The sequence below is a fragment of the Dictyobacter kobayashii genome, assembly GCF_003967555.1.
In the GTDB taxonomy this organism is placed as follows: domain Bacteria; phylum Chloroflexota; class Ktedonobacteria; order Ktedonobacterales; family Ktedonobacteraceae; genus Dictyobacter; species Dictyobacter kobayashii.
This window is the reverse complement of sequence record NZ_BIFS01000002.1, coordinates 2,494,800-2,507,705: the sequence shown is the minus strand read 5'-3', so window position 1 is coordinate 2,507,705 and position 12,906 is coordinate 2,494,800. Positions and strand designations below refer to the sequence as shown.

Genomic DNA, 12,906 nt, shown 5'->3' with positions numbered 1-12,906 from the left:
CGTTGCGTTACGAGAAGGCCGTAATCCTAATGCCGCCTACAAGGGGATCGTTGCGTGTTTCGGGAACGGTTGTTTATGGGATGGGATGGGGTCATGTTGCATAGACCGCTTTATCCGGGCGACTACGCAATAAATTCTAGTGCAAGAAGCGGATAGCATTCATAAATCTGCCTGTCTATACTGGTTACTGGCAAGCTCAGTTGCTAGAATGGATAACCTCAAGTAATGAATAATGAGGATGGGATGATTATGAAGACTAAAGATGTGGTGATGCTACTATTGCTCGCGATTATGTGGGGTGGCTCCTTTTTGTTTATGCGCATTGCGTCTCCCGTACTGGGTCCGGTGGTTTTAATAGAGCTGCGAGTCCTGATCGCTGGCGTGGCACTGTTGATCTACGTTAAAGCTATAGGAAAGACATTGGAGCTACGGGAGCGCTGGTTTCACTACCTGGTAGTGGGCGTGATAAATTCAGCAATTCCATTTACGCTGATTGCAACGGCAGAATTGAATCTAACAGCCGGGCTGGCGGCAATCCTCAACGCGACCACGCCCCTGTTCGGAGCACTGGTAGCCGCGCTGTGGCTGAAAGATCCCCTGACGCCAAAGAAGATAGTGGGGCTCCTTCTGGGGCTGATCGGAGTGGCGATTCTGGTGGGCTGGAGCCCATTTCCGTTCTCACTGACACTGGCGCTGTCGATCCTGGCCATGCTGGGGGCGTCCACATTTTATGGGATCGCTGGTGTCTATACGAAAGTCTATCTAAAAGGGGCCAGTTCACTGGCGATGGCGACCAGTAGCCAGCTGGGGGCGGCGCTCTTTTTGTTGCCATTGACTTTTGTGGTGCCCATCAGGAGCGTCCCAACACCACCAGTGATAGTGTCTGTAGCGGCGTTGGCCCTGATATGCACAGCAATCGCCTACTTACTCTATTTCCGCTTGATTGAAAATGTCGGGCCGACCAATGCCATGACCGTTACTTTCTTGACGCCGTTCTTCAGTATCCTGTGGGGTGTGCTACTACTACATGAACCACTGACCCTGAGCACCTTCGTTGGCTTCGGCATTATCCTGCTCGGAACTGGCTTCGTGACCGGGATTAAGTTCGCGCGCCGTGCAACACCACCTGATCCGGTAGAAAAAACGCATGAAACTCCTGCAGGTAGGATTAATACAATGAGTTAAAAAAACTGATCTTCGTTATCCAGAAGCATAGCCATTTTACAAATAGTGCAATTCCTGCTACTTACTCCTTAGCAGAGAAAGACTTTTCTCATTTTAATTGTAGCAGATTCGTCAATAGCTGCACATCGTTCTTCTGGCCGGTGTTTTTTTGGTGGGTTGGCCCTATACTTTTCACTGAACGTATGAACTGATAGTGTAGGACAATGACGACAAGGAAGGAAATGAAGGTAGATGTCAGCCGATAATCTTGATGCAGCAGCAAAGACGAACTTACATGAAGAGACTCGCCGGATCTGGGATCAGAATGCTTCATTCTGGGATGAGAAGATGGGAGAGGGCAACGATTTTCAGCGTATCCTGGTTGGACCGGCCAGTGAGCGTCTGTTGAATATCCAACCCGAGGAAAGTGTGCTGGAGCTGGCCTGCGGCAATGGTGTCTTTAGCCGGCGCCTGGCCCAGCTCGGTGCGCAGGTTGTGGCCACCGACTTTAGCGCTGGCTTGCTGGAACACGCTCAGGCGCGCCATTCTGAGCATGCCGAGCGCATTCAGTATCAACTGGTAGACGCCACCAATGAGGAGCAGATCGTGTCCCTGGGCCGGCAACGCTTTGATGCAGCTGTCTGCAATATGGCAATCATGGACATGAGTGAGGTTGATCCGCTGATGCGCGCTATGCGCCAGGTCGTGAAGCCCGGCGGACGCTTTGTCTTCTGCATTATGCATCCCTGCTTCAACCAGAGCGGCATGACCCTGTATGGGGAAGAAACGAATGTGGATGGCAAGCTGGTCACAACCTATGGGATCAAGATTACGTCGTACCTGCACAACCAGCCACAAAAAGGGATCGGGATCATCGGACAACCTGTGCCGCAATACTATTTCGATCGTCCACTGCACGTCCTCTTCGGCGCCTGCTTCAAGGCTGGATTAGTAATGGACGGCATAGAGGAACCAGCCTTTAATCATCCCTACGATGGCTCACACCGCCCACGTTCCTTTGGCTGGGCCAACTACTCAGAGATTCCACCGGTCCTGGCTGTCCGGCTGCGTGTTCCATAGCAAGTGCAATCCGGTAGTGGATTTTAGTATACGATTGCCCAATTGATGGTGACAATCTATCTGATATATTACTACTAATTGCCGACTTTACTCGTTATAGATAGAATATAGCCTATAGATTGTCTTACGCTAAACAGCAACAAAAAAGTTGAGTACTATGGTCGATGGGTCCAGTCGAGGAAAGGAAACGACATGGAAGCACAAGAAGATGTGATCGTGGATATCGCTAAAAATCGGGAAAAATATTTTGGCTGTTCAGGCAAGATGTTGCTACCCTGTGCCGCCACGGTAGAGGCCCAGCTACAGAACATACCCGAGAGTAAGCTGATAACGACAGAGCTCCTCCAAAAGAGGCTGGCGGCTCAATTCAACGTTGAGGTCGCCTGTCCTGTGGTTACAAGAAAAGCACTAGAGACGATTGCCAATAATCCAAACAAAAATGTCGCATACTGGCGCGTGATAAAAAAGAACGGCGAGCTGATGGCCCGCTTCCCTGGCGGGGTAGAGGGACAGGCCGCACATCTCAAGGATGAGGGCTTTACCATTGATGCAGGCGGCAATAAACCAAAGGTGGAAAAGTTTAGAGATAGTCTGGTGCGCTTCGGCTAATGCTTAGACTTTGATGGATTTCGATGCATCTTTACAACGGTAATTACCTTTTAGATCTTGCTCTTGATTACGGCAAAGCCGTTTCAACACGAACCAGAACCCATCATTTACGGCAAGGCCTCCGTAATGATGGGTTCCGGTTCGTGTTGAGGGAAGTATGGCGCATTGGTGGTGGCTTTTCCGTGTGTCGGGAGCTGCCTCGTATCCATGATGGTCTTTTTGGATTCTTTAGGTTGGTTCTTCAATATATATATCGAAATGAAGAGCAAAATTATAATTTGTTCGCCTTTGGGCGACAAGGTGAGCGTAGAACATGTATTTTTAGAGGAGGTTGAGCACATGAAATATTATAAAAAAATTACTGGTAATCGTTTATATCTCTCACCTATAAATACCGATGATGCAGAGAAGTACATAAAATGGCTGAACGAGAAGGCAGTAGCCAAAACATACGCTCAGTATTCATCGGTAGTAGCATCGAAAAATGATTTGAAATGGCTTTTTGAGCCTGCAGATGGGGTACATCGTTATGCTATAGTGCTCCTTGACGGTGATGTCTTGATTGGTAGCATCAGCCTACAGAACATCAACCACCTCAACCGTAATGCTTTCATTGGCATTTTTATAGGCGAGGAGGAGCAAGGCAAAGGTTATGGTACTGAAGCCATTCGGTTACTACTTGGCTATGGATTCAACACAATGAATCTTCACAACATCATGCTTTCCGTCCATGCTGACAATGATGCGGGCATCGCTTCTTTCAAAAAGGCGGGTTTACGGGAAACAGGACGACGGCGCGAGTGGGTATTCAAAGACGGAAAGTATATAGATGTGATTTACATGGATCTATTGGCACGCGACTTTGAAGAATAATGTGCGTTTGGATAACAAGCACGCAGTACAAGCAGTATATCCATTCACATGTTATTCCAAAGGTGGGCATTGGCTCTATCAAACTCATCGGTTCCCCCTGAAGGACGGAGAACCCACAGATACTATTGTTGGACACCTTTGCCTTAAATTTATAGCATTATACAGCGAATGCTTCATTTTACGTTGTATCACTAGATGACAGGTACGCCTTAAAGCGGAACAGGCATTGCACAAATTGGGCCTCGAAGCGACCTCCAATTAAACAACTGGCCACAGATCGCGAGGGTGCATCTTTAGTCAAAAAGTTATCGTCAGCGCAAAATACGTTTCTCAAAACAATGATATTTGCGCTGACTATTTTTGGGATAAAATTTAACTGTTTTTTAACAAAAAGCATGAATAGATAGATTGAATATTGTATTTCTGTTGAAAGCATTGTATGCTTTTCATGGAATTTCTTACGTCTCGAAGGCAGTGGAAGGGAGGAGCTACGAGAAGTTATGTTGTTCTTTAAGGGAGGGAAGCAGTATGAGCTCATTGGAGCCTCTGTCAGGAGCGAAGGAACCACCCTTGCTCATCCATCGCCTGCAACGGTTATTTATCGCGGCTTGCATCATCCTGGGGCTGTTCACACCACTCATTGCGGCCGTCAGTAATCCGCCATACTTCAGTGCGCAGGGTGGAGTGGTGGCGGCCATCACGTCTAACGCAGCCGATAGTGATCTGATGGATCAGACACATATCATAGCTGAAGTTATTGGTGCCTACACGCTTCCTCTAGCGTTCCTGGCGATAGCATGGCTGGCCATGCGCCGTGCTCCCTGGTTGGCGAGCATCGCAGCGGTTATCTCGCTGCTTGGTACGCTCCCCATAGCTGTCTTCACTGGCGAAGATTCACTCTACTACGATATCGCCCGCATGGGCAGTAGTCCTCAGATTATCGAGATGGCACAGCGCTTCAATGGCGATTGGGTCATGACCTTCTACAACACGATGTTTGCGTTAAGTACAGTACTTGGTCCGGTATTCCTTGGCCTGGCCCTCTGGCGCGCGCGTGTCATCCCCAGATGGGCAGCCGCTATATTTGGGCTCAGTCGCCTACCAGCCATCCTCCTCTATGCTGTTGTGCCTTATCATGTGCTCTCTATCATTGTAATAATTGGTTTTGGCCTCCTCTTCGTCGGTGGCATTCCTGCCGCATTAGCGATCCTGAAGGAAAAAGACAAAGTTGGGGCGCCCAACCTATCCCCCACGACGTAACGAGCAGTTAGAAACAATATCGTTGTCCATAATAATAGCATTTCAATCGTATGAGCGCAGCTGCCTGACAGGCGAACCTGTTTGCTTATAACTGCTCAATTCGAATGGCTGAGTCAGTGGCAGCGGAGCTAGCCGCGTCCAAGCGGCGTTTACGCTTGCTTTTCAATAGTATGACGCGTCTTCTCTATTCCTTGATTCACTGCTCCGATGCCTTCAATGGCGCAAGATTCGAGAAGTTTTCTTGAGCTTAAAAGGATATACTTATAAACGGCCATTGACAATCGACAACTAAACGGTCACAGACGATCAACAGAAAGGATAGAGGAAAACATGTTCACGAAAATCGGTACTATCACCATAGGAGTCAGCAATCAGGACAAGGCCCTCGATTTTTATGTTAATAAGCTCGGCTTTGAAAAGGTTGATGACCAGCCCATGAGCGAGACTGAGCGCTGGCTTGAAATTGCGCTTCCTGGCACCCAGACCCATATCATGCTCGGCCTGCGCGGCCAGAGCGCAAACGACACAACAGGCATGACCGGCTTCGTCCTGCACACCGATAACATAGAAGAAACCTGCGCCACCCTCAAGGCTCGTGGGGTCACGATTACCCAGGAGCTTTCCACGCAACCCTGGGGCAAATGGGCCCAGCTCGCCGACCTCGATGGCAACGAATTCGGTATCTGGGGACCCGCCTGGTAGCATCCCTCGCTCAGTACAAACCAACCTTCTAGCATGAAGGTTAGTTTGTACTGAGCTCCCTTCTCCCTTCAAAATAGAGGTTATCCACAGCGGTATAGTGCTTATGCACATCACACTGGCATTTATACACAATGCTTCCACATAATTGCTATAAAAGTTGTGGATAAGCCTCTAGCGACCGTGCAGGCTGATCCGCTATACTTCCCGTAGAGAAATGCTTACGCAGGTATCTCCGATTTTCCACTATGCGACGCTCTATTTCGACGAGTCTTTGTATGTTTTTGTGCATCAGGAGGGGAAACATTATGCAAGCACCAGTGAAGGCGTCGGAGATTACACCACAAAGCGCATTGCGCCATCGGCGGATCTCACCGCAGACGGAGGAAGTGCGCTTTGTGCAGCCACGAGCGTCACTGACACGGACCAAGCAGGAGCCACATACAACCGGCGGCCCTGCTTCGGTGAACAAATTAGCGAAGCCCGTTCAACAACAGCAACAGTCACAGCAGCGCTACACCAGCAACATGCACTGGTCGCTACCGGTCGGCCTGGCAATGATCGGAATGCTGGTCGTGCTCTGGCTAGGACAACAGGCGGTCATGTGGGGCACCACAGCGTATGATGATCTGCGCTATGGACGCCCGCGAACCGTGCAGGCAGATGCCTTTGTAGGACATGAAAGCGGCAAAACGCCCAGCCACTTTATCGCGCTCAACGACCATGGGCGCGTCGAGATCATTGAATTCCCTGGCGGCGATCCCGCGCACTCACGCATCTTCATGGGTCCACAAATCTGGGAGACAATGCCGACCTGGTCCCGATTAACATTGATTTTGTACCATCAACACCGAATAGCAAACTACTGGATATGGACATCTCATTCCACGGCACGCATATCCTCTTCCACAACGAAAAGGGCACCTTCGTGATGCAGAGCAGTTAAGGCTGCTCTGCATTATGCCAGATCAATCATTAGCGCTTTACCTACAAGGCTATAAAAAACACAAAACATACGATAGCTATTGCTTGAAAGGTATGAATTCTTTATACTAAAAGTATGAGTAAACCGCATATTGATACTGAAACTGTCCGGGCTGATTTTGATCGTATCGCGCTATTGGCTCCCGAGAGTGAACATGGGCGCTGGAATCATAATAATCATTATCACCCATTTTTGCTGGCCCAGCTGCCTGCACAGTGTGACCATGCATTGGATCTTGGTTGTGGAACCGGCGATTTTGCGCGTCTGCTAGCCGCGCGGTCTAAACATGTATTGGCCATGGATCTATCTCCACAAATGATTCAGCGCGCACGGATGCAATCCAGCGCATCTCCTAACATCGAGTTTGTGGCGGCGGATGCACTCTTATGGGATTTTCAGCCAGGGCAATTTGATTATGTTTCATCAATTGCCACCCTGCATCACATCCCGCTGGAAGAGATTCTTATCCGCATGAAAGAAGCCCTGGCCCCGGGAGGAACGCTGGCCGTGCTGGACCTCTACGCCCACCGTCCCTCCGATCTCTTCATCGATCTGGCAGCCATCCCGATCAACCTGGTTATGGAGCGCATCAAAAATGGTCACCGCCCGCCCGGGTCGCAGGCCGCCCGAGAGGCGATGGCCGCCCATTACGCCCACGATAGCCACCTATGGATGATGCCACTCGCACAAATCCGGCACATCTGCCACAAAATATTGCCAGGCGCCCGCGTAACCCGACACCTCTACTGGCGCTATTCGATTGTCTGGCAAAAACCCAGCGACGCCCCCCGGCAAAAATAAAATGCCCTGAAGAGAGGGAGTTCCCTCGCGCCACATACATATATGGGGGTTTATATTTAGCATATTTATGGGGTTAAAAAAGATTGACAACTATTTTTGTGGCGTGCTATCGTTAAGAGGTTATCAAACTCATTTACTTCTTTAAATGAAACGAATCGATATATGAATTCATCTGTACGGTTTTGCGATAATTGCGGAGCTACGAATCGGCCCGATGCGAAATTCTGCTATGCCTGTGGGCAACCACAAATCTCTTATGCGACTACAAATACAGTGACGGGCCTGCTGACTTCTGCTTATGAGTTAAAACAGCGCTATCATATTCTACAAAAACTGGGACAGGGTGGCTTTGGCGCGATCTATAAGGCGGCGGATCTCCTCTTCAATGATACGCCACGGGCGGTGAAGGAGATGGGGATGCGCGGGCTGGATGAGCAGGAGACGAAAGAGGCGATTGTGGCTTTTCGCAATGAGGCGACGTTGCTGGCAAACCTCTCGCATCCCAATCTGCCGCGCATCTATGATCATTTTGAGGAGCGTGGCCGCTGGTACCTGGTGATGGATTATATTGAGGGTGAGACGCTGGAGAAGCGGCTGGAGATGGCTCCCGGTGGCTATTTACCGCTCAAAGAGGTGGTGGAGCTGGGCATCCAGTTGTGTACGGTGCTGGGCTACCTGCATAGCCACCAGCCTCCAATTATCTTTCGGGATCTTAAGCCGGATAATGTGATGCTGACACCTGATGGCCAGGTCTATTTGATCGATTTTGGCATTGCGCGCTTCTTCAAGCCGGGACAGACGAAGGATACGATGAGCCTGGGTACGCCAGGCTATGCCGCACCCGAGCAGTATGGGCGCATGCAGACCACGATTCGATCAGATATCTATAGCCTGGGCGCCACGCTCTATCAAATGATCTCCGGCATTCATCCAGGCCTGACACCATTTCTGCAACAGCCACTCGAACTGGATGCCTCTCAGCCAGCCAATGTGGCCCTGGAAAAGCTGGTGATGCAGATGCTGGAACTGAAAGAGCAGCAACGTCCCCAGGATGCGATGATAGTTAAGCAGGAGCTGCAAAGTGTCCAGCAGATGCTGCAGAGTGCCAGCATCAAGCGTATCGTCCAGCCAATGCAGGCAGCCGTTCAGTCGAGCCCGGTGACAACAACCAGCCAGGCCACTATGCTATTGACGACGCTGGCACCACGACCGAGCATTATTGTGGATCAGCATGGCGGCGGCAACTATAGCTCGCTCAGTGAAGCAATACAGCAAGCGGAAGCGGGCAGCTTTATCTTTTTACGCGAAGGACTGTATAAAGAAAGTATCATCCTGGATAAGCCGGTAGAGATCATCGCGAATGGGCCACGCGACCGCATTATCCTGGAAAGCGACGATACCCACTGTGTGGTCATGCAGACGACCACGGCTACGCTGCGCGGCCTGACCATCCACTGTCCGGCTGGACCAACCGGCAAGACATCCTACGCGATAAATATCACGGAGGGCGAGCTCTTCATCGAAAATTGTGATATCAGCTCGGCTTCATCTTCCTGCATCGCGATCCGCAACGCCAATACCAATCCGACCATCCGCTACTGCACCATCCACGACAGCGCAAACCATGGCATCACCATCGCGCAAAATGCCCGCGCCACCATCGAATACTGCGACATCTTCCATCATCCCCGGGCCGGGATACATATCACGAGCGGAGCCGATCCCGTGCTGCGCCACTGCAATATCTATAACAGTGAGCGCTACGGCCTGCTTATCAACGAACAGGGGCGCGGCACCTTTGAGGATTGTGACATTCATCATCATGGATATGCGGCCGCTACGATCAGCACGCAGAGCAATCCGCTGCTGCTGCGTTGCCAGCTCCACGATAACCAGAAGTATGGTATCGAGGTGCTCCAGGAGGGACAGGGCTCCTACCAGGACTGCGAGATCGCGGGCAGCGGCATCGATAATGTGTCGATTAGCACTGGCAGCACGCCTTATTACTACCTCTGCCGCATTCATGATGCGCAACAACATGGCGTTAAGGTCAGTGACAATGGGCTCGGCATCCTGGAATACTGCGACATCTCTACCAGCCAGCAAGCCAACGTCGCCATCACCAGCGGAGGCAACCCACAGTTCCAGCGCAGCACAATACATAAAGGTCTGGATTATGGCATCGCCGTCTTCGAGGGTGGACATGGTACCATCGAGCGCTGCACGCTGGCCGCTAACGCCAAAGGAGCATTCTCGATTGAACCCGGCAGTAACGTTATTCTCAAGCAGAATGTACTGTAGCGAGGTTATCGAGATGGCTTTTCCATTAAATGATAATTGAAAACGCCGCTGGATAACTGCTAACTGCGCTAGCACAATTTAGCATTTATTGAGGAAAATCGCATGCAGGAAGAGAGCAAAGCAGCATTCACATTGTGTGAAAAACTGGTAGCCAATCCACATCTATCTGATTATTTTCATCACTTAAGTTTCTCATTATCAGGTTCTGTAGAAATGGCTGATGGTGCCGGACATTCAGTCCTCTCAATCGTCAAAGGAAAGTTTTCTATACATCCCATAGACCAGAACTCTATCCATGTGAGATTTTATGATCTAGTGGAATTACACCCCTACAAAAACAACGAGCAGATCCGCATCCTGGAACAAAGCACCATCAAAGTAACACGCGAGGAGGGGTTATTCGCATTGAGAGGAACATGGTGGCAATGGCGAGGTCATGACGAAAGCGAGTGGCCTTGCATGCTCTATTGGGCCAGATACTTTTTCGAGGTTGACCCTTTAGAACAACTATCGGCAACAGGCAGGGAAACGCGTATCATCGCAGCATGGTGGAACCTGATACGCGCTACTACTATTGCCAGGAAGATCTTGATGGAGATACACTCACAGTGGCCGAACTGAACGAACTGGGAGTTTCGCTGCAACCAGAAGCATACCCAAAAGGAAATTATAAAGGGAAGATTGTGCTGGGATATCGATAAAGAGCAAGCAGCATGCTACCACCCTCTACAAGCAATCGGATAGCCAGACACATTTCTACACATCGTCAATATAGATGCTGTTTTCTACTACGGCCTTATCACATTGATAGATATCGATTGTATTCTCGGTGCATTTCGTGTAAAATACCTCTGTGACCAATAAGCAGCTATTGCTTATACAATACTATTATCACCGAAAGGGCAGAGAAGTCGTAGAATTGATACCAATTTCCCGGTACACTCCCCCATCTATTACTTCTGGAAAAAATATTTCCGCAAATCACATCAAAGATTGGAATAGTACTGGTAAGCGCAAAAAATTACTTTTATAGCTACCACAAGGCCAGCTTTGCTAATGCAGGTTTCTGCAGATGATCGTCTCGCAGCAACGCAAATAGGCAACTGGCGGAAGAAATATGTACTACAGGACTTATAAGGTGCAGAATAGGGTGGAAGGTGTTGATATATCTCTATCCGCTAGCATAGAAGCGAGGATACCATTGCCAAAAACACTGTCAGGTCGCTGTTGCTCCGCATGCCCCTCCCCAGGAGACCGCTACATCTTTCTTCATATCAACATTCCTCCATTTCTAGCATACAACGAAGGATTGAACTTTATGTTTACCATACCCTCAACCACAGATTATACTTTTCCCGCCACTCCTGATATCGATAGGTGGGAACAGATCGATGCCAGCCGGCAAGGGGTCCTGCTCAATACGTGTAGGCCCAGGGCGGTTGAGCTGTACAAAAAGCTGCTGAACCTGGCGACCATTGAGTATTCCCCCGAGCAAGGGGCCGTCGCGGTACTGGTCTGTCCGACCATCCGTGCGCTGGCCCAATGGTTGCGCGGCAGCTATGATGTCATCTTGCGCTACATCTCGATCTTCAAGGCGCTGGGCCTGGTGCAGCACTTTACCAGTCGCAAGAAAGGTACCCACCTGTATCTGCCGCTGGGTCCATATCGACCGCTCACCTCTTTTGCCGCCCTCAACAACTTGATCCTGAGCAGACGCTACAAATTAGGCCAGCTCGCCGATCAGGCCATGAGACTCTATATCAAACACTATGGAGATCCCGAGCGCCATATTTATCCCACCACCACTATCCAGCAGCTCAAGGCGACCTGTGAACAACTGCTGCAGGGTCCTTTGAACCAGGAGAGCATACAGCTACTGCATACCCATGTCGCTAGCCTGGTGGCCTGCTTCCAGGACCCCTCGCAGCGAGGAGACCTGACGGCCTTAAAAGGAGACCCGAAGGGCAAGGCCTGGCACACGTGCTCATACCAGACGGGAGACCTGGAGACGCAAAAAGGAGACTTTTATGCCATGCACAGCGAGGAACGCGCACCCATAGAGGACTTAAACGCTCCTGGCAGGTCCCCACAAGGAGACCCGTCATCTCAAAAAGGCGACCCGTCCGCCAGCCAGGCGACTTCAGCTCCCGAAGAAGAGGGACTCTGCCACAAAAAGGGAGACTTTTATGCGGCAAAAAGGAGACCCGTCCATAAAAAGGGAGACTTTTACACCTCAAAAAGGCGACCCATTCACAAAAAAGGTGACTTTTATGTCCCGAAAGAGGACTTTTATGCGCCTCCTGAGCTCAAAAAAGAGACTGTTGTTGAAAAAGTGGAGACTCAAGTCCTCTCTGTATCGATTAACGATATCGGTAATGATAATAATAAATTATTATCTTCTTCTTGCTCTAACGATCCCGTTATCGATAGTGAGATGGAGACCTTCCTCAAAAACAGTCCATCAGCCAGACGGCAACCAGAGGCGGAACAGATTCGCAAAGAGGCGCTGGCCCTGGCCATCTTTGTCGAGAATACGCCTCGCAACCTGGCTTCGTTTATCAGCAAGCTGTCAAAGAATCCACTGGCCACCCGGGCAGCGATTATCGATCTGCTGGTCCAGACATACCAGCCCGATTACCGGGCCAGCCGCGCAATCGAGGCGCCTGGGTGAATGGGGCTTATAGCCGCTATGCCACCCCCCAGGCGCTCTTCTCCCCCACGATTGAGCGCTGGCTCTACACCCAGGAAAGCTGGCAAGAGATCGAGCAGGCCCTGGCCGAGGAGACCTACCAGCGACACCAGCCCACGGGCAGCACGCCCGGCGCACCAATCTCCCCCGCGCAGTCCGCGATTGCCTCTCCCGTAGACCAGGGCAAAGCCTGGCTCGACGAGGCCGATGCCCGGCAACTGGCCAGGCAGATTATCCAGGATGGGGCCGCCCACGGCTACCGCCTTGCCACTGAGGTGCGACCAGACCAGGCCGTCTGGCTGGTGCGCGTCACGTGGGAAGAGCATAGCCTGAACATCCATAGCGTGGAGCACTGGCGCAGCGAGTTCGTGGAGATCCACAGTATGCTGCAAGCGCGCCAGCGCATCCCCGGTTAACACACAAAAGACAGAAAGGGATTTTTTCA

The 12,906-nt window shown here is 50.6% G+C and carries 12 protein-coding genes; all 12 read left to right on the top strand.

Annotated features, from left to right (window positions below):
- The first annotated feature begins 249 nt into the window (after window positions 1-249).
- Window positions 250-1,185: a DMT family transporter gene (locus EL645_RS37395; RefSeq protein ID WP_126557457.1), complete on the top strand. Its 936-nt coding sequence runs from the start codon at window positions 250-252 to the stop codon at window positions 1,183-1,185.
- Between the two features lie 231 nt (window positions 1,186-1,416).
- Window positions 1,417-2,244 (top strand): class I SAM-dependent methyltransferase, encoded by an 828-nt coding sequence (locus EL645_RS37390; RefSeq protein WP_126557456.1) that lies wholly within the window; start codon window positions 1,417-1,419, stop codon window positions 2,242-2,244.
- 192 nt (window positions 2,245-2,436) lie between these two features.
- Complete coding sequence (locus EL645_RS37385; protein WP_126557455.1) at window positions 2,437-2,853, top strand: MGMT family protein; 417 nt, start codon at window positions 2,437-2,439, stop codon at window positions 2,851-2,853.
- A gap of 207 nt (window positions 2,854-3,060) precedes the next feature.
- Entirely contained in the window at window positions 3,061-3,726 is a 666-nt protein-coding gene (locus EL645_RS37380; RefSeq protein ID WP_126557454.1) for a GNAT family N-acetyltransferase, read from the top strand.
- Between the two features lie 528 nt (window positions 3,727-4,254).
- Window positions 4,255-4,986 carry a hypothetical protein gene (locus tag EL645_RS37375; protein ID WP_126557453.1) on the top strand — a complete coding sequence of 244 codons (732 nt, stop codon included), beginning with the start codon at window positions 4,255-4,257 and terminating at the stop codon, window positions 4,984-4,986.
- A 330-nt stretch (window positions 4,987-5,316) separates the two neighbouring features.
- Window positions 5,317-5,688, top strand: coding sequence for a VOC family protein (locus EL645_RS37370; RefSeq protein ID WP_126557452.1), 372 nt, complete (start codon window positions 5,317-5,319; stop codon window positions 5,686-5,688).
- 305 nt (window positions 5,689-5,993) lie between these two features.
- Window positions 5,994-6,617 carry a hypothetical protein gene (locus EL645_RS37365; protein ID WP_126557451.1) on the top strand — a complete coding sequence of 208 codons (624 nt, stop codon included), beginning with the start codon at window positions 5,994-5,996 and terminating at the stop codon, window positions 6,615-6,617.
- 128 nt (window positions 6,618-6,745) lie between these two features.
- Window positions 6,746-7,471, top strand: a complete 726-nt coding sequence (locus EL645_RS37360; RefSeq protein WP_126557450.1) for a class I SAM-dependent methyltransferase — start codon at window positions 6,746-6,748, stop codon at window positions 7,469-7,471.
- A 162-nt stretch (window positions 7,472-7,633) separates the two neighbouring features.
- Window positions 7,634-9,772, top strand: a complete 2,139-nt coding sequence (locus tag EL645_RS37355; protein ID WP_126557449.1) for a protein kinase domain-containing protein — start codon at window positions 7,634-7,636, stop codon at window positions 9,770-9,772.
- A 102-nt stretch (window positions 9,773-9,874) separates the two neighbouring features.
- On the top strand, window positions 9,875-10,393 hold the full coding sequence (locus EL645_RS37350; RefSeq protein ID WP_126557448.1) for a hypothetical protein: 519 nt from the start codon (window positions 9,875-9,877) through the stop codon (window positions 10,391-10,393).
- 697 nt (window positions 10,394-11,090) lie between these two features.
- On the top strand, window positions 11,091-12,443 hold the full coding sequence (locus EL645_RS37345) for a hypothetical protein (RefSeq protein WP_126557447.1): 1,353 nt from the start codon (window positions 11,091-11,093) through the stop codon (window positions 12,441-12,443).
- Window positions 12,440-12,877: a hypothetical protein gene (locus tag EL645_RS37340; protein WP_126557446.1), complete on the top strand. Its 438-nt coding sequence runs from the start codon at window positions 12,440-12,442 to the stop codon at window positions 12,875-12,877. Before EL645_RS37345 ends, EL645_RS37340 begins: the two co-directional genes overlap by 4 nt.
- Window positions 12,878-12,906 lie beyond the last annotated feature (29 nt).